Source organism: Mesorhizobium sp. M0184, assembly GCF_040322215.1.
Classification (GTDB): Bacteria; Pseudomonadota; Alphaproteobacteria; order Rhizobiales; family Rhizobiaceae; genus Mesorhizobium.
On the sequence record NZ_JAMYSZ010000016.1, the window covers coordinates 25,287 to 48,249 of the forward strand.

The 22,963-nt window shown below is 63.2% G+C and carries 17 protein-coding genes; 9 read left to right on the plus strand and 8 right to left on the minus strand.

What is annotated here, in order from left to right; all coding sequences use genetic code 11:
- Positions 1-121 precede the first annotated feature (121 nt).
- On the plus strand, positions 122-793 hold the full coding sequence (locus NKJ23_RS20015) for an HAD-IA family hydrolase (protein ID WP_352681797.1): 672 nt from the start codon (positions 122-124) through the stop codon (positions 791-793).
- A gap of 17 nt (positions 794-810) precedes the next feature.
- On the opposite strand, the gene NKJ23_RS20020 is transcribed toward NKJ23_RS20015, so the two are convergent.
- A complete protein-coding gene (locus NKJ23_RS20020; protein WP_352681799.1) occupies positions 811-1,023 on the minus strand; it encodes a DUF1674 domain-containing protein in 213 nt (70 codons plus the stop codon).
- Positions 1,024-1,139: 116 nt separating this feature from the next.
- Here NKJ23_RS20020 and htpX point away from each other — a divergent pair, with 116 nt between their 5' ends.
- From htpX to purH, 4 genes are all read left to right on the plus strand, one after another.
- Positions 1,140-2,156: a zinc metalloprotease HtpX gene (gene htpX, locus NKJ23_RS20025; RefSeq protein ID WP_352681801.1), complete on the plus strand. Its 1,017-nt coding sequence runs from the start codon at positions 1,140-1,142 to the stop codon at positions 2,154-2,156.
- Positions 2,147-3,535, plus strand: a complete 1,389-nt coding sequence (locus NKJ23_RS20030; RefSeq protein WP_352681803.1) for an RsmB/NOP family class I SAM-dependent RNA methyltransferase — start codon at positions 2,147-2,149, stop codon at positions 3,533-3,535. The genes htpX and NKJ23_RS20030 overlap by 10 nt, the downstream gene beginning before the upstream one ends.
- A gap of 146 nt (positions 3,536-3,681) precedes the next feature.
- Positions 3,682-5,430 (plus strand): heparinase II/III family protein, encoded by a 1,749-nt coding sequence (locus tag NKJ23_RS20035; RefSeq protein WP_352681805.1) that lies wholly within the window; start codon positions 3,682-3,684, stop codon positions 5,428-5,430.
- An 84-nt stretch (positions 5,431-5,514) separates the two neighbouring features.
- Positions 5,515-7,131 carry a bifunctional phosphoribosylaminoimidazolecarboxamide formyltransferase/IMP cyclohydrolase gene (purH, locus tag NKJ23_RS20040; protein ID WP_352681807.1) on the plus strand — a complete coding sequence of 539 codons (1,617 nt, stop codon included), beginning with the start codon at positions 5,515-5,517 and terminating at the stop codon, positions 7,129-7,131.
- A gap of 39 nt (positions 7,132-7,170) precedes the next feature.
- Here the strand turns inward: purH and NKJ23_RS20045 are convergent, their stop codons facing one another.
- Positions 7,171-8,547 (minus strand): MFS transporter, encoded by a 1,377-nt coding sequence (locus tag NKJ23_RS20045; protein WP_352681810.1) that lies wholly within the window; start codon positions 8,545-8,547, stop codon positions 7,171-7,173.
- 188 nt (positions 8,548-8,735) lie between these two features.
- The gene (locus NKJ23_RS20050; RefSeq protein WP_352681813.1) at positions 8,736-13,556 is read right to left on the minus strand and encodes an NAD-glutamate dehydrogenase; all 4,821 of its coding nucleotides are present in this window, start codon (positions 13,554-13,556) and stop codon (positions 8,736-8,738) included.
- Between the two features lie 130 nt (positions 13,557-13,686).
- On the opposite strand from NKJ23_RS20050, the gene NKJ23_RS20055 reads away from it, so the two are divergent.
- Together NKJ23_RS20055 and NKJ23_RS20060 are read left to right on the plus strand one after the other, a co-directional pair.
- Positions 13,687-14,250, plus strand: coding sequence for a peroxidase-related enzyme (locus NKJ23_RS20055; RefSeq protein WP_352681815.1), 564 nt, complete (start codon positions 13,687-13,689; stop codon positions 14,248-14,250).
- A gap of 137 nt (positions 14,251-14,387) precedes the next feature.
- Entirely contained in the window at positions 14,388-14,711 is a 324-nt protein-coding gene (locus NKJ23_RS20060; RefSeq protein WP_023678126.1) for a YciI family protein, read from the plus strand.
- 9 nt (positions 14,712-14,720) lie between these two features.
- On the opposite strand, the gene NKJ23_RS20065 is transcribed toward NKJ23_RS20060, so the two are convergent.
- Positions 14,721-15,335, minus strand: a complete 615-nt coding sequence (locus tag NKJ23_RS20065; protein ID WP_352681817.1) for a LysE family translocator — start codon at positions 15,333-15,335, stop codon at positions 14,721-14,723.
- Positions 15,336-15,728: 393 nt separating this feature from the next.
- Here NKJ23_RS20065 and NKJ23_RS20070 point away from each other — a divergent pair, with 393 nt between their 5' ends.
- Complete coding sequence (locus NKJ23_RS20070) at positions 15,729-16,355, plus strand: DUF1062 domain-containing protein (RefSeq protein WP_352681819.1); 627 nt, start codon at positions 15,729-15,731, stop codon at positions 16,353-16,355.
- A gap of 110 nt (positions 16,356-16,465) precedes the next feature.
- Here the strand turns inward: NKJ23_RS20070 and NKJ23_RS20075 are convergent, their stop codons facing one another.
- Both NKJ23_RS20075 and typA read right to left on the minus strand, forming a co-directional pair.
- Positions 16,466-17,212: a M48 family metalloprotease gene (locus NKJ23_RS20075; protein ID WP_352681821.1), complete on the minus strand. Its 747-nt coding sequence runs from the start codon at positions 17,210-17,212 to the stop codon at positions 16,466-16,468.
- Positions 17,213-17,454: 242 nt separating this feature from the next.
- Positions 17,455-19,284 (minus strand): translational GTPase TypA, encoded by a 1,830-nt coding sequence (gene typA / locus NKJ23_RS20080; RefSeq protein WP_023678130.1) that lies wholly within the window; start codon positions 19,282-19,284, stop codon positions 17,455-17,457.
- Between the two features lie 198 nt (positions 19,285-19,482).
- On the opposite strand from typA, the gene NKJ23_RS20085 reads away from it, so the two are divergent.
- The gene (locus tag NKJ23_RS20085) at positions 19,483-19,764 is read left to right on the plus strand and encodes a hypothetical protein (RefSeq protein ID WP_352451242.1); all 282 of its coding nucleotides are present in this window, start codon (positions 19,483-19,485) and stop codon (positions 19,762-19,764) included.
- A gap of 46 nt (positions 19,765-19,810) precedes the next feature.
- On the opposite strand, the gene NKJ23_RS20090 is transcribed toward NKJ23_RS20085, so the two are convergent.
- Positions 19,811-21,385 carry an alkaline phosphatase D family protein gene (locus tag NKJ23_RS20090; RefSeq protein ID WP_352681823.1) on the minus strand — a complete coding sequence of 525 codons (1,575 nt, stop codon included), beginning with the start codon at positions 21,383-21,385 and terminating at the stop codon, positions 19,811-19,813.
- 278 nt (positions 21,386-21,663) lie between these two features.
- Positions 21,664-22,947 (minus strand): MFS transporter, encoded by a 1,284-nt coding sequence (locus NKJ23_RS20095; RefSeq protein ID WP_352681825.1) that lies wholly within the window; start codon positions 22,945-22,947, stop codon positions 21,664-21,666.
- Positions 22,948-22,963: the final 16 nt, after the last annotated feature.

A 22,963-nucleotide genomic window follows, 5' to 3' on the forward strand; every position in this document is an offset into this window, starting at 1 on the left:
GGCGGTTCCTTGTGGTCGTCAAAAACGACGCCTCGCGGCTTCCCATACGGACGCGGCAACGTTACGGTCGATTGACACGCGTCTTTCGAAATAATCCCTCCAAGATAACCCCGGGAAACCGATGTTTGCAGGCAGAAAATTCGCGGCCTTCCTGTTCGATATGGACGGCACGATTCTCAATTCGATCGCCGCAGCGGAAAGGGTCTGGGCAGCGTGGGCGCATCGGCAAGGTCTTGACGTCGCCGCATTCCTGCCGACCATCCACGGCGTGCGGGCGATCGAGACCATCGGCCGGCTGGCGCTCCCGGGCGTCGATCCTGCCCGCGAAGCCGATTCGCTTTTGCAGGCCGAGGCGGCCGATGTCGAGGGCATTCGCCCGATTGCCGGCGCCGCGGCCTTCCTGGCGTCGCTGCCGCCTGGAAGCTGGGCGATCGCCACTTCGGCACCGCGCGAGCTCGCCCTGCTGCGCCTGCAGGCCGCGAGTATTCCGGCTCCCGCCGTGATTGTTGCGGCGGAGGATGTATCGCGCGGCAAGCCGGCGCCCGACTGCTTCCGGCTGGCGGCCGAACGGCTCGGCGTCGATGTGGGCGACTGCCTCGTCTTCGAGGACGCGCCGGCCGGCATAGCGGCGGCCGAAGCCGCGGGCGCTGCGGTCGTGGTGATCAGCGCCACGCACCGGCATCCGTTGGAGACGCCGCATGCCACCATCGCCGGCTATGACGCGATCGGCATCGCCGTCGATTCCAGCGGCTGGATTGCCATCGGAGTGGAGCGGGCCGCGCTGCCTGTTTGACTAGCACCCCGCCTGGGCTAAAAGTCGCTGGTCAGGCCCTTGACCTCCCAGTCGCCGTAGCGGCCGGGCTCCTTGCCTCCGCGCCCGTCGATCTCCCTCGGCAGCGTGGCTTCCTGCTCGCGATATTTCTCCCGCCGGGCCTCGGCCTCGACCAAGGCGCGCCTGGCTGCCGGGGTCAGCGGCTTTTGCGGCGAGCCGTTAGCATGCGTTTGGCTGGTTTTGTCGATCATGCGATCTTCCGCTAGATTGAAACAGGCCCCGATTGAAACGGGAACCGCTGTTTCCCATCATATAGCGATGGGCCCACAAGGATCGACCCCTTTGTTGGGCCAAAATGGAGCAGACGATGAACACCCTTCGCACCGCCATGCTTTTGGCCGCAATGACGGCCCTGTTCATGGGCGTCGGCTATCTGGTCGGCGGATCCGGCGGCATGATGATTGCCTTGCTGATCGCCGCCGGCACCAATTTGTTCAGCTATTGGAACGCCGACAAGATGGTGCTGTCGATGCACCGTGCGATCGAAGTCGACGAACGCAACGCGCCTGAATATTACGCCATCGTGAAGGGTCTCGCGCAACGTGTCGGCCTGCCGATGCCGAGAACCTATCTCATCGACAATCCGCAGCCCAATGCCTTCGCCACCGGCCGCAATCCGCAAAATGCCGCTGTCGCCGCCAGCACCGGCCTGCTCGAGCGGCTATCGCATGAAGAAGTCGCGGCGGTGATGGCACACGAGCTCGCCCATGTGCAGCACCGCGATACGCTGACTATGACGATCGTCGCCACCTTTGCCGGCGCAATTTCGATGCTCGGCAATTTCGCCTTCTTTTTCGGCGGCAACCGCGACAATAACAATTCCTTTGGCATCGTCGGCGTGCTGGTGGCGATGATAGTCGCGCCCCTGGCCGCCATGATCGTGCAGATGGCGGTGAGCCGCACCCGCGAATATGAGGCCGACCGGCGCGGTGCCGAAATCTGTGGACACCCGCTGTGGCTCGCCTCGGCACTTGACAAGATCGCGCGGGGCGCCGAACGCATCCGCAACCCGGATGCCGAGCGCAATCCGGCAACCGCCCATCTCTTCATCATCAATCCTCTTTCCGGCGAGCGCATGGACAGTTTGTTTTCCACTCACCCGAGCACAGAAAACCGCATCGCCGCGTTGCAGAGGATGGCGAGCGAAATGGCCGGCGCACCCGAAGCGGCCGCGACGCCAAGGCCAGCGCCGGAAGGGACCGGGCAGCAGCCGTCTGGTCCGTGGGACAGGGCCGCGCGGCCCGAGAGGCCGCCTGAGCCGGCCAAGCCGAGACCCAATCCCTGGGGACGCAATCCGACCGGACCCAAAGGTCCGTGGTCGTGAGTTCAGCGAAGCGCCGGCACGGAATTTCAGGCGATCGTGAACACAATTCGAGCGGCGAGGCCGTAGCCGGTCTCGCCGCGCGCAAGGCAGCCGCGCGCCTGCTTGCCGCCGTCATTGACGCGAAAACGCCGCTCGACGGGCTGACCGACCATGAAAACGGCCATCCGCAGTACAAGGCGCTCGACCTGCGCGACCGCGCCTTGGTGCGCGCCATTCTGGTCACCGCCCTGCGCTACCGCATGACCATATCAGGCCTTTTGGCCCGTCGCCTGGAAAAGCCGCTGCCGCCCAACGCCACGGCGCTTTCGCACATTTTGCATGTGGCGGCAGCGCAGATCCTGTTCCTCGATGTTCCCGACAGCGCCGCCGTCGACCTCGCCGTGACACACGCCAAGTCCGATCCGCGCACGGCGCGCTTTTCCGGCCTCGTCAACGGCGTGCTGCGCACGCTGGCGCGGGCCAAGCAGGACGAGCTCGCCGCAGCACTTGCCGCTACCGACGAGGCGCCAAAATGGTTTTCCGACCGTTTGAAGACGGTCTACGGCCTCGACAAGGCCAGGCAGATACTGCTCGCCCATCGCCATGAGGCACCGGTCGATTTCTCGGTCAAGTCGGACCCGGCGCTGTGGGCCGAACGGCTCGGCGGCTTTGTCTTGCCGACCGGCACGGTGCGGGTGGAAAAGCTCAGCGCTTCCGTGACCGAACTGCCCGGCTTTGGGGAAGGCGCCTGGTGGGTTCAGGATGCAGCGGCCAGCCTGCCGGCCCGGCTGTTCGGCGACATCGATGGTTTGCGAATCGCCGACCTCTGTGCCGCGCCGGGCGGCAAGACCGCCCAGCTGATCCTCGCCGGCGCCCACGTCACCGCGCTCGACATGTCCAAAACGCGGCTGGCACGGCTGACGCAGAACCTCGAACGGCTCGGTCTGGCCGCCGAGATCGTCCAGGCCGATCTGCTCAAATACGAGCCGAAGGACCTCTTCGACGCCGTCCTCCTCGACCCACCTTGCTCTTCGACCGGCACGGTGCGGCGGCATCCCGACGTTCCCTGGACGAAGACGGTGGCCGACGTCGAAAAACTGGCCGACCTGCAACGCCGGCTGCTTGCCCGCGCCGTCACCCTGGTCAAGCCTGGTGGACGCATCGTCTTTTCCAACTGTTCGCTCGATCCGCTGGAAGGCGAAGAGCTCTATCGCGACTTTCTCGCCGGCAATGCGGAGATTGTCGACGACCCGCTTCGGCCGGGTGAGATCGCCGGCATCGACCCGTTTCTGACGCCGCAAGGCACGTTGCGCACCACGCCTGCCGATCTGGAGCTAGGCTCGCCGGGCCGCTCCGGGCTGGACGGCTTCTTCGCCGCCCGCATGCGCAGAGCCGGCTAAGGGCCGATCTTGAAGCGCCGTCCGGCTTCTTGGGGCGAGGAGGCATGGAAAACAGGCTGAACGGCCCCACTGCCGCGGAATTCGCCTTCGCACAAGTTCTTGAATCATATAAACTTGTGCTTGGGTGAGGACGATCAGGAGGGGTTTTGGCAATCGCTGCCGGTAACACGACGCGTCTGTGGACGCTTGTCGCGAGGGAGTTCTGGCGCAAGACGCGCCGGCGCTTGCGCGCCGGGCCACTCTATCGCTGGCGCTACTCAGGCCGCACGCCGGAGCGCGTCCTGATCGCCCCACCGGACCTGCGGCTCGCCGATCCTCAGATCGCGCTCGAGATCTATTACGGCCGCTATCCGCTTTCGGGGCATCTGGTCGAGACCGGCGGCAAATCGCCCTTCCAGATCGACGTGCCCAATCCCGGCTGGCAAAAAACGCTGCATGGCTTTCGCTGGCTGCGCCATATGCGTGCCGCCGGTACCGAGCTCGCCGCCGCCAACGCGCGGGCGTTGGTTTCCGACTGGATTGCAATCCATGGCAGCCATATTTCCGGCGTCGCCTGGGAGCCCGGCACGACGGCCAAGCGTGTCATTGCCTGGCTGCAGCATTCCTCGATCGTGTTGCAGGGCGCCGAATTTCCGTTCTACCGCGCGTTCTTGAAATCGCTCGCCGTCCAGATCCGCTATCTGCGCGCCATGGTGCGCGAGATGCCGGACGGCAAGGACAGGCTGCGCGCCCGCATTGCGCTGGCCTTTGCCGCTTTGTCGCTGCCGGCGCCGGCCTCGGCGCTACGCGGTGCTACCCGCAATCTCGCCGAGGAGCTCGACCGCCAGATCCTGCCTGACGGCGGCCATATCTCGCGTAATCCGATGACCGTGCTTGAAATCCTCGCCGACCTTCTGCCGTTGCGCCAGACATACGCCAATCAGGCCGAGACGCCGCCGGCCGCCCTGATCGGCGCCATAGACCGGATGCTGCCGGCACTGCGCTTCTTTCGCCATCAGGACGGCAGCCTTGCCCGCTTCAACGGCATGGGCGCCACCATTCACGACCGTATCGCCAGCATCCTGCATCACGACGACACCGCCGGCGCACCGTTGCTGCACGCGCCGCATTCGGGTTATGAGCGCCTGTCGATGGGCGGTGTCACTGTGATCGCCGATACCGGCCCGCCGCCCCCCGTCGACGTATCCAATGCCGCTCACGCCGGATGCCTCGCCTTCGAATTGTCGTCGGGCCGCCAGCACTATATCGTCAACGCCGGAATAGACACTTATGGCGCCGCCGAGTTCCGGCCGCTTGCCCGCGCCACCGCCGCCCACTCGACCGCCACCATCAACGACACGTCGTCGGCGCGCTTCAATCACTCCTTGCGCGTCAACGACCTGCTCGGCACGCCTTTGATCGGCGGGCCGCAGCATGTGCCTTGCAAGCGCACCGACCAGAAGGGCAGCCAGGGCTTCATCGCCCGCCATGACGGCTATGTGGCGCGCTTCGGCTTCCTGCATGAGCGCGAGCTGAAATTATCGACCGAAGGCAATGTGCTTGCCGGCAGGGACCGTTTCCTGCGCCCGGGCGGCGCTTCTATCCGCAACAATGGCCGTGACTTCGTCACGGTGCGTTTCCATGTCCATCCCGATATAAGCCTGCTCCAGGATGAGCATGACCGTCTGGTGCTGGCCGCCGACCATGCCGACACCTGGGTGTTTACCTCTACCGAAGTGGTGCCCGAGGTCGAGGAATCGATCTATTTCGCAGGGCTTGGCGGCCCGCGCCGCAGCCGCCAGATCGTGCTTGCGTTCAAGGCCTCGGAAATTTCCGAGGTCCACTGGCAATTGACGCGCACCATCATCGCCGGCCGTCCGGAAAAAGCTGAAGCCGACGGCAACGGCAGACACTGATCAAGTCTTGCGGCTTGATTTCCGGGCCTCATATGCTACGGCCCGCGGACGCTCTCCAACCAGAACTGGAAAGGCCGCCAGCCCATGGCCGTCGCCGCCAAGAACATTCCCGCGCCCGACCTTGTACCCATCCGTCGCGCGCTCCTTTCCGTCTTTGATAAGACCGGCCTGATCGATTTCGCCAGGGCGCTGGCTTCGGCCGGCGTCGAGCTAGTCTCGACCGGCGGCACCGCAAGGGCCCTTGCCGAGGCAGGCATGGCGGTGCGCGACGTGTCCGAGCTCACCGGCTTTCCCGAGATCATGGACGGCCGCGTCAAGACGCTGCACCCGTCGGTGCATGGCGCACTGCTCGGTGTTCGCGACGATCCCGAGCACGCCACGGCGATGCGCGACCACGGCATCGAGCCGATCGATCTCGTCGTCTCCAATCTCTATCCATTCGAAGAGGTGCGCCGCTCCGGCGCCGACTACGCGGCGATCGTCGAGAACATCGATATTGGCGGCCCCGCGATGATCCGTGCCTCGGCCAAAAACCACGCTTATGTCGGTATCGTCACCGACCCTGACGACTATGCCTCGGTGCTCAACGCGCTGGAGATGAATTTCGGCTCGCTGTCGCTGGATTTCCGCAAGAAGCTGGCAGCCAAGGCCTTTGCCCGTACTGCCACCTACGATGCGGCGATCTCGGGATGGTTCGCCGAGGCGCTCGAGATCGAGCATCCGACATGGCGCGCCTTCGGCGGCAAGCTGCAATCGGTGATGCGCTATGGCGAAAACCCGCATCAGGGCGCCGGCTTCTATGTCAACGGCGACAGGCGGCCGGGCGTCGCCACGGCGCGCCAGCTTCAGGGCAAGCAGCTTTCCTACAACAACATCAACGACACCGACGCTGCCTTCGAGCTGGTCGGCGAGTTCGACCCGTCGCGCTCCGCAGCAATTGCCATCATCAAGCACGCCAACCCGTGCGGCGTCGCTGAGGACGCTTCGCTGCAGGCGGCCTATGCCAAGGCGCTGGCCTGCGACCCGGTCTCGGCCTTCGGCGGCATCGTCGCCATGAACCGCATCCTCGATGCCGGAACCGCCGAAGAGATCGTCAAGACCTTTACCGAAGTGATCATCGCACCGGAGGCGTCCGAAGAAGCAGTCCGCATCATTGCCGCCAAGAAGAACCTACGCCTGCTAGTCACCGGCGGCCTGCCCGACCCGCGCGCGGCGGGCCTTGGCTTGAAATCGGTTGCTGGCGGTTTGCTGGTCCAGGGCCGCGACAACGCGGTGGTGGATGACCTCGAGCTGAAAGTGGTGACCAGGCGCGCTCCGACGCCGGCCGAATTGGCCGATCTGAAATTCGCTTTTCGCGTGGCAAAGCACGTCAAGTCGAACGCCATCGTCTATGCCAGGGATGGCGCTACAGTCGGCATCGGCGCCGGCCAGATGAGCCGGGTCGATTCCTCGCGCATCGCGGCGCGCAAGGCGCTCGACGCGGCCGAGGCTGCCGGCCTGACGGAGCCTTTGACCAGGGGCTCGGTCGTCGCCTCGGATGCCTTTTTCCCGTTCGCGGATGGGCTTTTGTCGGCAATCGAAGCCGGCGCCACAGCCGTCATCCAGCCCGGCGGCTCGATGCGCGACGACGATGTCATCGCCGCCGCCGACGCTCACGGCATTGCCATGGTCTTCACCGGAGTGAGGCATTTCCGGCATTGAACTCGTTACCCTCCCGCTGTGGGAGAAGGCAAGAGCAGCTCACTCCGCCGGCCGATCCGCTGGATAGGGCGTGCCGATCAGGATCGCCATGCCGGCGCCAAGGAACAGCACGATCGCCGCCATGCCGAGCCGCGCCGAGCCGCTGGCCAGGGTGATCGTGGCCACCATGAAGGGTGCGGCAAAACTGGTTGCCCGGCCGGCCAGCGCATAGATGCCGAAATAGCGGCCCGATTCGGCTGCGGTGACGCTGCGCGCCATGTAGGAGCGCGACGATGCCTGCACCGGCCCGAAGGCAAGCCCGATCAGCAGGCCGTAGAAAATGTAGGCTTTTTCCGCCGCCGTGCCGAACAATCCGCCACCATCCAGTCCGGGCATCACCCAGGCGCCGAACAGCGTATAGCCCGGTCCGGTCGAAACGATGCCGATCGTGGCAATGCTCAGCATGACCAGCGAAATCATCACTATGGTCTTGGAACCCAGCGCTGTGTCGAGGCGTGCGGCAACCAGGCAGCCGACGATGGCAACGACGTTGAGGATGATGCCGAACAGGCCGATCTCGGTAATCGACCAATGGAACATTGCCGCCGCAAACGTTCCGCCCAGCGCCAGCAGTGCGTTGACGCCGTCCTGATAGATCATACGGGCGACGAGAAAGCGAAAAATACCGCTGCGCTTGCGCACTTCGGCCAGCGTCGACTTCAGTTCCGATAGTCCCTCGCGCACCGCCGGCCCGATTGGAATGCCTTTGATCGCATCAGGCGTGAAGAAGAACATCGGCAGGATGAACAGGAAATACCAGGCCGCCGACAACGGCCCGGTAGCGCGCGCGTCCTCGCCGAGCCTGGGGTCGAGGCCGAAGATCGGGTCGAGCCCAACGACGGTCTTGCCGGTTTCAGGCGAGCCGGCCATGACGGTAACGACGAAGATCAGTGCGATCATGCCGCCGAGATAGCCGAGTCCCCAGGCCATGTTCGAGATCCTGCCGATGTCGCTCTTCGGCACCAGGCGGGGCATCATCGAATCATTGAACACAGTCGAGAATTCCGCCGCGACCGACGCCAGCGAGAACAACGCCACGACCAGAAAAAGATTAGAGCCGGGCGCGGCGAACCACAGCAGGCTGAGGCAGGTGATTTTAACCGCGGCGAAGAAGGCTATCCACGGTTTGCGTGGTCCGGTCTGATCGGCGATCGAGCCGAGGACCGGCGACAAAACGGCAATGACGAGGCCGGCGGCGGCAATGCCGTAGCCCCAGGCCGCTTGCCCGGTCTCCGGATTGCTGGCCATGCGCGAGACGAAATAAGGACCGAAGATGAAGGTGGTAACGACCGTGAAAAACGGCTGTGCCGCCCAGTCGAACAGCATCCATCCCCAGATGCCGCGTCCCGATGCCCGCTGCACTGCCATCTCAGCCATGTCCCCTCCACTGGAGCTTGCTCCATGCCGATCGAATCGGAATGACGCTCCGTCTTCTGTTGAGCACGATCTTGTCCAAAAGCCGATCGTCACTTTTTGGGATCATGCTCCGGCGCCCCCCAAAGCAGGGCGCCGTTCGCTCAATAGCGCAGTTCTTCCCGGCAATCCCGCGCGATATGGAAGACGTCTCACAGCTGCGTCAGATCACTCATCAGGCCGGATGCCACCGACAGCCGCGACACGGTGATGTCGCCGCCCTCGGTCAGCGCCTGCAACCGCTCGCGGATGCGTCCGACCCGTTCGCCGCCGGCCTCCAACCATGCCGACACCGGATCCGCCGCCTCGGCATGGCCGGTCAGCGCCGCCACCGCGATGCCGCGCCTGGCCGCGCCGATCGTGTCGGTGGCGCGGGAAAGCGCCAGTTGATCGTAATAATCCGAGGGCGTGATCGAGCGCGCCGCATCTTCGACGCGCGGGATGCGGAAGACATCGCTGACTGCAAAAAACGCCTTGGCGGCAGCGACGATGCCGGCATTTGCCGTCCGCGCCGTCAGCGCTATGTCGGGGATGAGTTCCGCCACATCGGTCAACGCCAGTTGCTCGGCAAGGCTCTCGGGCGCGCCGCCCTTCGACAGGCTGTGCCGCCGCTCCTCGATCCGCTCGCGCGAGAAGGCCGGCAGCAGCGAAACGAGCTTCGGCTCCAGCGCCTTGCGCGCATCCTGCAACTCGGCAATCCGCTGCCCGAGCAGTGCAGTGTCGGCATCGTTCTTCAGGTACCAGCCGCTGGTCACATAGATCAGCCGGCTGACCGCCTGATAGAGGTCGAGCTGGATCTGCCCGTCGATCTGGTTATCGAGTGCATCGATCTGGCGATAGAGCGCCGGCAGTGCAAAGCCATCCCGCACCACGGCGAAGGTGCGCACGACATCGGCGGCACTGCGCCCGGTCGCTTCCTGCAGCCTGTTGACGAAGGACGGGCCGCCGCGATTGACCAGATCATTGGCGACGACACGGGCGATGATCTCGCGGCGCAGGCGATGGCCGTGGATTTCCGCCGCATATTTCTTTGCCATGCGGTCGGGAAAGTAACCCATCAGGTCGCGGTCGAAATGCGGATCGTCCGGCACGTCGCTGGCGACGATATCGGAAAACAGCACGATCTTGGCATAGGCAAGCAGCACGCCGAGCTCGGCCCGGGTGAGCGGCTCGCCGCGGGGTTCGCGGGGGGAAAGAGCCGCCGGCGACGGCAGCGTCTCGACGGCACGGTCGAGCAGCCCGCGCGCCTCGAGCGCCTCCATGAAGCGGCTCTGATGGGCAATGTCGGCAAGGCCGCGCTTGCGAGCAAGGGACAGCGCCAGCGTCTGCTGGTAATTGTTGGACAGCACCAGGGCGCTGACCTCGTCGGTCATCTCGGCCAGCAATTTGTTGCGCGACGGCCGCGTCAGCGATCCCTTCCGCATGGCGGAAGCCAGCGCGATCTTGATGTTGACCTCGACGTCTGAGCAGTTCACGCCGCCCGAATTGTCGATCGCATCTGAGTTGCAGCGGCCGCCATTCAATCCGAATTCGATGCGCGCCCGCTGCGTGACGCCGAGATTGGCGCCTTCACCGATGACCTTGGCACGCAGGTCGAGCGCGGTGATGCGGATCGCGTCATTGGCACGGTCGCCGACGTCCTGGTTGGTCTCGCCCGATGCCCTGACATAGGTGCCGATGCCGCCGAACCACAAAAGATCTGCCGGCGCCTTGAGGATGGCACTCATGATCTCGACCGGCGTGGCCGTTGTCTTGCCGAGGCCGATAGCTGCGGCCGCGGCGGCCGGCAAGGTGATCGACTTCTGGCTGCGCGAGACGATGATGCCGCCTTCGGACAGCTTCGTCTTGTCGTAATCCTGCCAGCTTGAGCGGGCGAGAGCGAACATACGCCGGCGCTCGGCCATCGAAGCCGCCATGTCGGGATTGGGATCGATGAAGATGTCGCGATGATCGAAGGCGGCGATCAGCCGGGTCTGCTCCGACAGCAGCATGCCGTTGCCGAACACGTCGCCCGACATGTCGCCAACGCCGACGACGGTGAACGGCGTGGTTTGGATGTCGCGGTTCATCTCGCGGAAATGCCGCTTGACCGCTTCCCAGGCGCCCTTGGCGGTGATGCCCATCTTCTTGTGGTCGTAGCCGGCCGAACCGCCGCTGGCGAAAGCGTCGTCGAGCCAGAAGCCGTGCCTTTCGCTGATGGCGTTGGCGATGTCCGAGAAGGTCGCCGTGCCCTTGTCCGCGGCGACGACGAAATACGGATCATCCTGATCGCGCCGCACGACGCCGGCTGGCGGGATGACGCCGTCCAGCCCGATATTGTCGGTGATCGACAACAGGCTGGAAACGTAATTCTTGTAGGCGGCCGTGCCGGCCTCGAAAATTGCGTCGCGCCCGGCGCTCATCGGCAGCTTTTTCGGGTAGAAGCCGCCCTTGGCGCCAACCGGCACGATCACCGCATTCTTGACCTGCTGTGCCTTGACCAGGCCGAGCACCTCGGTGCGATAGTCCTGCGCACGGTCCGACCAGCGCAGGCCGCCGCGCGCGACCGGGCCGAAGCGCAGATGCACACCCTCGACCTCGGAGCCGTAGACGAAGATCTCCCGCCATGGCCGCGGCGCCGGCAGCCCGTCGACCGATTGCGAATCGAGCTTGATCGCCAGCGATTGGCCTTTCCGTTTCGTATCGGCAACGAAATGATTGGTGCGCAGCGAGGCTTCGATCAGATTCAGATAACGGCGGATGATGGTGTCGTCGTCAATGTTGGGAACGTCTTCCAGCGCATCCGTGATCTTGGCTTTCAGATGTTTGGCCTGAACGACGCCTTCCGTCTCGGCCGTCGGGCTGAGGCGGGCGACAAACAGCGCATGCAGGCCGCGGGCGATCTCGGGATAACGGTTGAGTGCGGCGGCGATGAAATCCTGGCTCTGCGGGATGCCGGCCTGCTGCAGATAGCGGCCATAGGCGCGCAGGACGGTGATCTCGCCCGACCACAGGCCGGCGGTCTGGGCAAGGCCGTTATAGCCGTCATTGTCGACATCGCCGCGCCAGACGGAAAGGAACGCATCCTCGAACAGCGCGCCGCCATTGCCGAGGTCGATCGGCCTGCCGTAGCTGTTCTCGAGTTCCATGTCGTGGATGAAGACCATGCCGGGCTGATCACTATTGATCATGCCGGATTGAATGTCGCCGACCTCGAATGTGCGCTCGCTGATGACGCGGAAACCGATGTTTTCCAGCACGGGCACGCGCCGCGACAGCGCCACCGGGCTGCCATGGTGATAGATCTTCAGCGCCGCCTGATGCGGCTTCTGGACGGTGTGACGGTAATAGTCGATGGCGATCGGATTTGACGCATCGAGCTTGGCGATGCGCCCGGCGTCGGCCAGCGCCACGGCCGGCGGAAAACTGTCGCGATAACTTTCCGAAAAACGCGAGGCGATGGCCGTGAGTCTCGCATCGGCGCCGGTCTCTGTCGCGGTCTCGCGCAGTGCATCGTCCCAGGTCCGTACGATGTCGCGGATCGCCGCCTCGATCGTCGCCTGCTCGACCTTCGGCGTCTTGCCGCCGGAGCGGCCGATGATGAAATGGACGCGCGCCAGCCCGCCTTCCGGGAAGGCCGGATAATATGCCGACAGCCGGCCTTCGAAGACGGTCTTCAGATAGGTGCCGATCTTCTCGCGCACGACGCTGTCGTAGCGGTCGCGGGGCACGAAGACGAGCACGGAGACGAAGCGGTCGAACTGGTCGACACGCACCAATGCCCTGACGCGCGGTCGCTCGATCAAGCCCAGTATGGCTTCGGCATGCTTGCGCAGGATCGGCACCGAAACCTGGAACAGCTCGTCGCGCGGATAGCTCTCCAGGACGTTGATCAAAGCTTTGCCGGAATGGTCGCTTGGATTGAAGCCGGATTTGGCAATGACGGTTTCCGCCTTCGAGCGCAGGTAGGGGATTTTCATCACCGAGCGCGTATAGGCAGTCGAGGTGAACAGGCCGACGATACGGAGCTCGCCTGAAAGCACGCCTTTGCCGGTGTAGGTCTTGACGCCAATGTAGTCGAGGTAGATGCGGCGGTGCACCGATGACTTGGCGTTGGCCTTGGTGACGATCAGCGGTTCCGGCCCATGCAGGAAGGCACGGATTTCCGGCGTCGTGCTCACCGCTTCGGTGCCGCGCCTGAGCACCAGCACGTCGGGATCGGAAAGGATGCCGAGGCCGGGCTTTTCGGCGCGCTCGAGCATGCCGCTCGTCTCGCCGCCAGTGTAGTTGAATTCGCGCATGCCGAGAAAGGTGAAATTGTCGTCGCGCAGCCATTCGAGGAAGGCGATCGCCTCGGTGACATGGGCCTTGTCGAGCGGCACTGGCGAGTAGCGGAATTCCGAGATCGCCTGGTCGAGGCGGGCAAGCATCGGCTTCCAGTCGGTGACGGCGGCTCGCACCTGGCCGAGCAGCTTGGTCAGGCGTGCGGCCAGGCCTTCGGCCTGCTCGGCCGAAAGGCGGCCGATATGGACATGGATGACGCTCAGTCGGTCATGACTGTGGTCGCCCTTGGCATAACCGCCATCGCCGAGGATTTCCTCGACGCCGTTCTTGCCGTGCCTGACGACTATGACCGGATGGGTAACCAGCAGCGGCTCGCCGGCGCTTTCTGTAATCTCGCCGAGGACGGAATCGAACAGGAACGGCATGTTGTCGTTGACGACGGTGATCACCGTCATCGGCCGGCCCTGGCGGACGACACCGGAATCGACGTCTATGGCAACGACGCAGTCGTCCTTCTTGTGCCTGGCCACTGCGCGGCCGGCGAGTTCGGCAGCGCGTTCGAGATCGATGACGTCGTAGGCGGCGACATCTTCGGCCGGAGCTCGGGCCAGCAGGTAGTCGGCAAGCCTGCCGGGCTTTTCGCCACCCGCGGCTTCACCCCTCGTCACGCCGGCTTTTTTCAACCGGCTCGCTGACTTTACGCTGGCCATGAGTCCCTCCCGTCACATGTTTTTGCGGCTATGCTAACAGATGACGGGTATTTGGCGACAAAGGTTTGACGGCTTGCGACGAAATGTCGGAATTCACCGGCAGCCTGGCGAAAACGAGGAGAAATCCGCCATGACGGAGAAAATTACCGCGCTTGACCTGGCACCGGCGGAGTTGAGCGACGCGACCAAGGCCTATTTCGCCAAGTGCCGGGAGAAGCTCGGCCTCGTTCCCAATGTGCTGCTCGCCTATGCCTTCGACGAGAAGAAGCTGCGCGCTTTCACCGACATGTACAATGATTTGATGCTGGGTGAATCCGGCCTGTCGAAACTCGAGCGCGAGATGATCGCGGTGGCCGTCTCGTCGGTCAACCATTGCTACTATTGCCTGGTCGCGCATGGCGCGGCGGTGCGCCAGCTTTCCGGCGACCCGGCCTTCGGCGAGATGATGGTGATGAATTTTCGCGCCGCCGAGCTGTCGGACAGGCAACGCGCCATGCTCGAATTCGCGGTGAAGCTGACCGGGCAGCCGGCAAAGATCGTCGAAGCGGACCGGGCGGCGTTGCGGCAAGTCGGCTTTTCCGACCGCGACATCTGGGACGTCGCCTCGACCGCAGCGTTCTTCAACATGTCGAACCGGCTGGCATCGGCAATCGACATGCGGCCGAACGATGAATACCACGCGATGGCGCGATAGGGCACCGCCGTTGCGAGCCAACAGCATATTATATTAGCTACTTCGCATTCTCGTTGCTTGTTTGCCGGTTTGGTCCGATGATCGGCATGCGGCATGACCGCATGCCGGTTCGATGCCGCCGATCAAAGGAGGAGAACATGGCGAAATTTCTCTACGTCTATCACGGCTCGGGCAAGATGCCGACCGAGGAGGCCGAACGGAAGGCAGCGATGGATGCCTGGAACGGCTGGTACGGCAAGCTTGGCTCAGCCGTGGTCGACGGTGGCAATCCAGTCGGCATGTCGAAGACCCTGCTGCCCGGCGGCAAGGTCGAGAACAATGGCGGTAGCAATCCGACCGCCGGTTACACCATCATCGAAGCGAAAGACATCGACGATGCCGTCGGCAAAGCCAAGGATTGTCCTATCCTGACGGACCCGGGTTTCAGCGTCGAGATTGCGCCGATAATCGAAATGGGTTGACGCGCCGGCTCAGGACCGCGCCGCGATAGCCGCCGCAGCGCCGGCCATGGTTCCGGCGCTGACGCGGTTGGCGATCTTCATCGCCCGCTTGCTTTTGAGCAGCTTGCGCGCCTGTGATGCGGCGAGCACCCAGGTCAAATCGATAGCGACCAGGACAACGGCCATGGTCGCGGTCAGCTCGACCCAGCCGATCATGCTGACCGAACCGAGGTCGATGATGGTCGGCAGCAGCGCCAGGTAGAACATCATGATCTTCGGGTTGCCGAGCGTCACCGCCATGCCGGCAAAGAACAGCTTGACGGGCGAATCTTCGCGCGGCAGCGAACCTTCTTTTGCCTCGACCGGCGCCGTCCACATCTTCCAGGCCAGCCAGGCGAGATAAGCAACGCCAACCCATTTCACGACGACAAAGGCAAAATGGAACGTCTGCGCCACCACGGCGAGGCCAAACACCGCCAGCGACAGCCAGATCGCTTCGCCGATCCACATCGCAAGCAGGAACGGGAACACGTCGCGAAACCCTTTTGCGATGACCCGCGCCACAAGAGCGGCGATCGATGGGCCGGGCGAGCCGGCGGCAACAAGCAGGGCGCCGGCAAAAATCAGAAGCGATGTGAAATGCATGACGCGGATCCCGTTTGAAATGTTTGGGTCGTTCAACATAACCCAACTGGTCCGACGACAGTAGCGTCCACGGAAAGAAGGCTTGTCGGCCAGGCACCTCGCGGCTAGAAATGTCGTCCCGACATCATTTCGAGCTTCACTTTGCCTACGTAACCGCCGGTCTCGTCAACTCCCCCAACACAGAGCAGGGCGTCGCAGTCGCGATGCCTGTTTTCACATCATGTGTTCCTCGGGTGGCGGTTCGAGACCGGTTTGGCACTGCTGAACCGCTGTCGCGCATAACCACCCGCGACACCTGATTTCCAACTGCCGCAGTCTCTCGCCACGCCGTGCCCGCATGGGTTCTCGATATCGCCGATCTGACGAACTTCCCGACGGGAAGGGCTTTTCGGCATGCCTTCGATACTGCGTATCCGCTGGGCGATCACACCCAAGACCGCACCTCGACCTCACCTCAACTGCAATCGCTGCGGCGGCCTGAAAGCCTATCGCTGCAGCGGCAAATTCCGGGTCAATGCCAACGGCAAGCGCATTGACGCCTGGTTGATCTACCGCTGCATCGACTGCGACAATTCCTGGAATTTCGGCATTCTGGAGCGCTGCAGCCGCCGCGATATCGAACCGACAATATTGCAGGCGCTCGAAAGCAATAATCCGGTCCTGGCGCGGCGCCATGCTTTCGATGTTGCCGCATTGCGAAGCAGGATCGGGCGCGTCGAGGAGTTTCCCGAAGCCATCGTTCATAAGCAGGTGCTCGGGGACAGGCCGGAAAATACCAGCGCGCTCGAACTTCAGCTCTGGCTCGAAATGCCGACAGCGCTGCGGCTCGACCGGTTGCTCGCCAACGAACTCGGTGTCTCGCGATCGCGGCTTCAGGTTTGGAAAGAGAAGCGATTGCTGGTCATTGGTCCGGACGGGGGCAAAGCCTTGCGCAAGCCGGCTCGAGCGGGAACGACGATCCGCGTCTATCTCGTCGGCGAGCCCGACCGGGAAGCCATCATCTCGGCTGCCGGCGGATGAAACAACGAGGGAAGGGAGCACACGACTGCTCCCTTCCCTCGTTGTTGTAGACTACAAGAAAGAAACTTGCGCCGCGCCGACCACTTTCGCCGATTTCCCGAAACGCAATCCTAAGCTGTTTCCAAATCCTTGGCATTTTTCCTTCGGTGAAACGCGCCAAGGAATCGCAAGGGAAGAGTAAGCATCGATAGATTGGGATGTGCCTTGCGCATCATTTTCCATGCGTAACGGTCTGCCTGCCGTTCCTGATCAGGATCCTGTCCAGATTCGACATGCTGCAGCGCGTGGTGTCCTACCTCATGATAGAGCGTTTTCTCGATCATGAATCTCCGAACTACGTTCCCAATCCTGTGCTCGGATGGGCGTCGCCAGACAATCTCGATGACCGATACCGCCTGGAGGTAGGTACCTGCGAATTCGGGCTCGGGAGGTTCCGGGATTATGTAGATTCGCGAAATGCCAACCAGATCGGCTTCAGGTACATTTGCGAGCCAGCGGCCAACGTGCCGAGAGGCTTCAAAGCGACTGTCGAGCTTGCCATGCTCCAGAACAATGATGCCGCCGACCGAAGACCGCCGCCAGTCGTCCATTGTACAGCGGACGATGCTGCGGAGCGCAGCTCGCATGAGGGGAGTTATCGGTCTTGCGAGCGAAGCCGACATATATCGTCGGGATGCGTCTTCGTTGATATCGTGCAGAGCAGTAGCGAGGCCCGCCACAAGCGTTGCGATTTCGTGATGGGAAACCTTGCCTAGATCGATCCTTGCAAGTTCGTGCTCGATCGCTGGCAATACTGCATTGCCAAATCCAACAAGATTCTTGTGAGCAACGAGCCTTCGCCGCATGTCATCTTGCATAAGGCTCCGGACGAAAGCCAGAACGGCATTTCCCACACCCGTTTCCCCGCCTTTACCCACAGCTAAACTACCGTGACAAAGAAGGAGAGAGCGAAAATATCATGGTATTGCGACGACTCCGCTGTAGTCCCCTGAAGAGACACTGAGCGGCCGGCGCCACATTCCTTCTGGCGACAAGCCGTGTCCGCTCAGCGGGAAGGAACGCGTGTTTCGCCCCTCCATTCCGCCCAGAATAAAAGCTCTTATGCCGCGCCGACCACTTTCGCCGACTTCTCAAAACGCTTGCGCTCGTTCGGATCGAGATAGAGCTTGCGCAGGCGGATGGTCTTCGGCGTCACTTCGACCAGCTCGTCGTCCTGGATCCAGGCCAGCGCGCGTTCCAGCGTCATGCGGATCGGCGGTGTCAGCTTCACCGCCTCGTCCTTGCCGGCGGCGCGGATGTTGGTCAGCTTCTTGCCCTTGAGCACGTTGACTTCGAGGTCGTTGTCCCTGGAATGGATGCCGATGATCATGCCCTGATAGACCTTGACGCCGGGGTCGATGACCATCGGGCCGCGGTCTTCCAGGTTCCACATGGCGTACGCCACCGATTCACCCTGTTCGTTGGAGATCAGCACGCCGTTGGTACGGCCCGGCAGCTCACCCTTGTAAGGTTCATAGGCATGGAACAGCCGGTTCATCACAGCGGTGCCGCGCGTGTCGGTCAACAGTTCCGACTGGTAGCCGATCAACCCGCGCGTCGGTGCGTGGAAGACGATGCGCTGGCGATTGCCGCCCGAAGGGCGAAGCTCGACCATCTCGGCCTTGCGCTCCGACATCTTCTGCACGACGACGCCGGCATGCTCCTCGTCGACGTCGATGACGACTTCCTCGACCGGCTCCAGCAATTCGCCGCTGTCGCCCTTCTGCATGACGACGCGCGGCCGCGACACGGCGATCTCAAAACCTTCGCGGCGCATCGTCTCGATCAGCACGGCCAGCTGCAATTCGCCGCGACCGGAGACGAAGAACGAATCCTTGTCCGGCGATTCCTCGATCTTCAGCGCGACATTGCCTTCGGCCTCGCGCAGCAGGCGGTCGCGGATGACGCGGCTGGTCACCTTGTCGCCTTCGGTGCCGGCCAGAGGGGAATCATTGACCAGGAACGACATCGTCACGGTCGGCGGATCGATCGGCTGCGCATGCAGCGGTTCTGTCACCGACGGGTCGCAGAAGGTGTCGGCGACGGTGCCCTTCGACAGGCCGGCAATAGCGACGATGTCGCCCGCCTGCGCCTCGTCAATGGGCTGGCGCTCGAGCCCGCGGAAAGCAAGGATTTTCGAGATTCGGCCGGTTTCGACCTGGGTGCCGTCATGGTGCAGCACCTTGACCGCCTGGTTGGATTTCAGCGTGCCGGATTCGATACGGCCGGTGATGATGCGGCCGAGGAACGGATTGGCTTCCAGGATGGTGCCGATCATGCGGAACGGGCCGGGATGAACGGTCGGCGCCGGCACGTGCTTGATGACGAGGTCGAACAGCGGCGCCAGAGCCTGGTCCTTCGGACCTTCGGGGTTTTCCGAGACCCAGCCGTCGCGGCCTGAACCGTAAAGGATAGGGAAGTCGAGCTGCTCGTCGGTAGCGTCAAGTGCTGCAAAAAGATCGAACACCTCGTTGACCACTTCGACGTGGCGGGCATCGGGCCGGTCGATCTTGTTGATGACGACGATCGGCTTCAGTCCAACCTTGAGCGCCTTGCCGACCACGAATTTGGTCTGCGGCATCGGCCCCTCGGCGGCGTCGACCAGCACGATGGCCGAATCCACCATCGACAGAATGCGCTCGACCTCGCCGCCGAAGTCGGCGTGGCCGGGCGTGTCGACGATGTTGATGCGGGTGTCCTTCCAGTCGACCGAGGTCGCCTTGGCCAGGATGGTGATGCCGCGTTCCTTTTCGAGGTCGTTCGAATCCATGGCGCGCTCGGCGACGCGCTGGTTGTCGCGGAACGAGCCGGACTGTTTCAGAAGCTGGTCGACGAGGGTGGTTTTTCCATGGTCGACGTGCGCGATGATCGCGATATTGCGGATTTTCATGTTTCGGTCTCGGGAGCGTTGCAGGCAGCAGGCCAAAAGGCGCTGCCTCTTTCGGTTGGGCGGCTCATACAGGGTTTTTCGCAATTGCGAAAGAGGAGGCGAGCCACCAAATAAAGTCACCAAATCTTAAATGTCTTGGTGTGAAGTGGAATTATTAACCAAGGCGGAACCTTTCATGGTCCGGACAGTTCGAATTTCATGATCGAGATAGGCATCAAACTCCGGCCGATTTTGGCATGTACCGCGCTCGCCGTCCTCCTCGCGGCCGGCGCGGCGCAGTCGGCGGCGTCGTTCAAGGAGACGCGGTCTGCTTTGCCGTCCGACAAGCCGTCGGCGGAGCAGCTTTTTGCCGATGCTCCCGATGGCGTCGATCCGGTGGTGACCGGGCCGGTCAGCGCCGCCTTCAAGCAGCGGCAGCAAAATGCCGGATGCGACAGCGCCGTCTGGCCCAACATTCCCGTCGTCTGCTATCCCGATTGATATACGTCCTACCCTCGGGCTGGCCCGAGGGTAGTGGCGCCGTCGCTCACGCCGACCGCACCGGATCGAGCGTGACCTTGTAGAGCTCGCTGTCGTCGCGATCCATCAGCCGCACCGTCAACTGCTCGGTGGCGCCATCGATTTCGACGAGCCCGAAGAACTGCAGGCCGGCCGAAGGCGCCAGGTTTTGACCCTGTTCGGCAGTTGGTGCCTTTATGAACTTCAGCTCCGGGCCGAATGTCATATCGAAACCATTAGGCCCGAACGTGCCGGAATGGATCGGACCCGAAACGAATTCCCAAAACGGATTGAAGTCCTGGAACTGTGCCTTGTCCGGATTGTAGTAATGCGCGGCTGTGTAATGCACGTCTGCGGTGAGCCAGACAGTGTTGCTGATACCCGCATTCTTTATATAGCGAAGAAGGTCGGCAATTTCCAGCTCACGCCCTTTGGCCGGGCCATTGTCGCCATTGCTGACCGCCTCGGCCCCTACCTTCTTGGTGCCGTCGTTCCAGACGACGAGGCCGAGCGGCATGTCGGCGGCGATGATTTTCCAGGTTGCGTTGGAATTCGCCAGTTCACGCTTCAGCCACTTGATCTGCTGTTCACCGAGGATGCGCGATTGCGGCGTCATCGTCTCCTGCATATCTGGACCGTTGGGGCCGCGGTAGGAACGCATGTCGAGGAAGAACACGTCGAGCAGCGGACCATAGGCGATCTTGCGGTAGACGCGGCCGGGCTCCGACGGCTCGTAACGGATCGTCGTCATTTCGTGGAAGGCGCGTGCCGCACGTGCCGCCAGCACATGGATGGATTTTTCAGTGTAGCGATCGTCGGCGCTCAGGTCCTTCGAGTCCGACCAGTTGTTCAGCACCTCGTGGTCATCCCACTGATAGAAGGTCGGACAGATGGCGCTGAGCGCCAGCACATGCCTGTCCATCATGTTGTATTTCCACTGCGCCCGGTATTCGTCCAGCGTCTCGGCAACCTTGCGCTTCTCGTCGATCAGCACTTTGTTTTTCCACTTGCCGCCGTTGGGCAGGTCGACCTCGTCCTTCATCGCACCATCGGCATAGATCGTATCGCCCGAATGCAGGAAGAAGTCGGGCGTGTGCTTGGCAATGGTGGCGTAGGTCTTCATGCCGGTCTCGTCGATGCCCCAGCCTTGGCCGGCGGTGTCGCCCGACCAGGCAAAGCGAATGTCGCGCTTCGAGGCAGGTGCCGTACGGAAGCGGCCGACGACCGGCTCGGAAACGGCGTTGATGTCGGCAAGATCGGCCGCGACCATGCGGTAGAAGATGTCCTGGTCGGAGGCGAGATCGGTAAGCAGCCGCTTCACCGTATAATCGCTGGCCGGCGAGGTATCGAGCGGCGCCAGGCGGACGGCATTGGTGAAGCTTTCGGTCGGCGACACCTCGAACATGACGCGCGACGGCCGGTCGGTGCGTGTCCAGACCATGCCGCTGGTGGCGTCGACGTCGCCGGATTGGATGCCATGGGTGAACGCCGGGCGCTGATTGGCGCGCGAGTAATAGGGAAGGGCGAGGCCCGAGGCGCCGACCAGGCCAACGGCGCTGGCCGACATGACGAAAGCGCGCCGCGTCATCGAAATCTTGTTCATGGCTGTCTCCTGGATGGCATTGAACGTCGCCGCCAAGCTCCAGCTTCAATGTTTCAGGCACATTTCGAAACGATGAAGGTTTGATAACAGTGAACAGGCTGGCGAATCTCCCTCCTTGAGGGGGGAGATGTCGCCGAAGGCGACAGAAGGGGGTCGTCTCGCATGGAGCACCGACCTCTTGCGCCTGCGATAAGGAGCCGAGCCCGGTTGGACCGACCCCCTCAGGCTGCTTCCCGGCCATCTCCCCGTCGGGGAGATTAGCGCTCAGCCGTCGCAGCTCAAGCCGCCTGCGGTTCCGGATCAAAGGCCGGGCGGGTGGTGTTGATCAGCAGCGAGATGCAGGCGGCGGCTATTGCCGTCATGCCGGCAATCAGAAAGGCAAGCTCGTAATTGCCTTGCAGCTCGCGCATGGTGCCGCCGAAGAAGGCCGCTGTCGCGGCGCCAACCTGATGGCCGGCGACGATCCAGCCGAAGACGATCGGCCCGCTGCGGTCGCCGAACGCCTCGTTGGAAAGCCTGAGCGTCGGCGGCACGGTGGCGATCCAGTCCAGTCCGTAAAACACCGCGAAGATGATCAGGCTGGTCGCCGAGAAGCCGGAATAGGGCAGATAGATCAGCGACAGGCCGCGAATGCCATAATAGACGCCGAGCAGCTTGCGCGGGTCGAAACGGTCGGTAAGCCAGCCCGACAGCGTCGTGCCGACAAGGTCGAAAATGCCCATCATCGAGAGCAGGCCTGCGGCCTGCACTTCGCCAATGCCCATATCGCCGCAAAAGGCGATCAGATGCGTGCCGACCAACCCGTTGGTGGTGAAGCCGCAAACGAAGAAGGTGGCGAACAGATACCAGAACACGCGCGTGCCGGCGGCGCGGCGCAGCGTGCTCAGCGTATGCGAAAGGAAATTGCCTTGCGAGGCTGGCGGCACCGGCGGCACGTCGTCGGCATCGGCGCCATAGCGGACCATGCCGATCGACGCCGGGCGCTCCGGCACCAGCATATAGACCAGCGGCACCAGGCAGGCGGTGGCCACGGCAATGGCGATGGCGACCGGCTTCCAGCCGCCCGACTGGGCGAGCGAGGCGAGCAGCGGCAGGAAGACCAGCAGCCCGGTGGCACTGGACGCCGACATCAGCCCCATCACCAAGCCGCGATTGGTCTTGAACCAGCGGTTGACGATGGTCGCGCCGAGCACGGTGGCGACGGCGCCCGAGCTGACGCCGGAAAACACGCCCCAGGTGAGGAGCAGATGCCACGGTTTGGTCATCAACAGGCTGAGCGCGGTCGATCCCGACATCAACAGCAGCGCGGCAAGCAAGGTGCGGCGCAGCCCGATCCGCTCCATCAGCGCCGCGGCAAACGGCCCGGTCAGGCCATAGAGGAAGATGCCGGTGGCCGCCGCCAGCGACACCACGTCGCGCCGCCAGCCGAAACTGTTCTCCAGCGGCAGCATCATGACTGCCGGCGCCGAACGCAGGCCCGCTGCGATCAGCAGGCAGAGGAAGATGACGGCGACCACGACGAAAGCGTAGCGCTGGCCAAACGGGCGGGATTGAGCTATCATGTTACTGACCGGTACG

Excerpts from the sequence above, each read along its gene's own strand:
- NKJ23_RS20020 (WP_352681799.1), bottom strand. The coding sequence starts at position 1,023 with ATGATCGACAAAACCAGCCAAACGCATGCTAACGGCTCGCCGCAAAAG.
- NKJ23_RS20060 (WP_023678126.1), top strand. The coding sequence starts at position 14,388 with ATGGCGAAATTTCTCTACGTCTATCACGGCTCGGGCAAGATGCCGACC.
- purH (WP_352681807.1), top strand. The coding sequence starts at position 5,515 with ATGGCCGTCGCCGCCAAGAACATTCCCGCGCCCGACCTTGTACCCATC.
- NKJ23_RS20045 (WP_352681810.1), bottom strand. The coding sequence starts at position 8,547 with ATGGCTGAGATGGCAGTGCAGCGGGCATCGGGACGCGGCATCTGGGGA.
- NKJ23_RS20095 (WP_352681825.1), bottom strand. The coding sequence starts at position 22,947 with ATGATAGCTCAATCCCGCCCGTTTGGCCAGCGCTACGCTTTCGTCGTG.
- NKJ23_RS20050 (WP_352681813.1), bottom strand. The coding sequence starts at position 13,556 with ATGGCCAGCGTAAAGTCAGCGAGCCGGTTGAAAAAAGCCGGCGTGACG.
- NKJ23_RS20015 (WP_352681797.1), top strand. The coding sequence starts at position 122 with ATGTTTGCAGGCAGAAAATTCGCGGCCTTCCTGTTCGATATGGACGGC.
- NKJ23_RS20070 (WP_352681819.1), top strand. The coding sequence starts at position 15,729 with ATGCCTTCGATACTGCGTATCCGCTGGGCGATCACACCCAAGACCGCA.
- NKJ23_RS20075 (WP_352681821.1), bottom strand. The coding sequence starts at position 17,212 with ATGCAAGATGACATGCGGCGAAGGCTCGTTGCTCACAAGAATCTTGTT.
- htpX (WP_352681801.1), top strand. The coding sequence starts at position 1,140 with ATGAACACCCTTCGCACCGCCATGCTTTTGGCCGCAATGACGGCCCTG.
- NKJ23_RS20090 (WP_352681823.1), bottom strand. The coding sequence starts at position 21,385 with ATGAACAAGATTTCGATGACGCGGCGCGCTTTCGTCATGTCGGCCAGC.
- NKJ23_RS20065 (WP_352681817.1), bottom strand. The coding sequence starts at position 15,335 with ATGCATTTCACATCGCTTCTGATTTTTGCCGGCGCCCTGCTTGTTGCC.
- NKJ23_RS20055 (WP_352681815.1), top strand. The coding sequence starts at position 13,687 with ATGACGGAGAAAATTACCGCGCTTGACCTGGCACCGGCGGAGTTGAGC.
- NKJ23_RS20085 (WP_352451242.1), top strand. The coding sequence starts at position 19,483 with ATGATCGAGATAGGCATCAAACTCCGGCCGATTTTGGCATGTACCGCG.
- typA (WP_023678130.1), bottom strand. The coding sequence starts at position 19,284 with ATGAAAATCCGCAATATCGCGATCATCGCGCACGTCGACCATGGAAAA.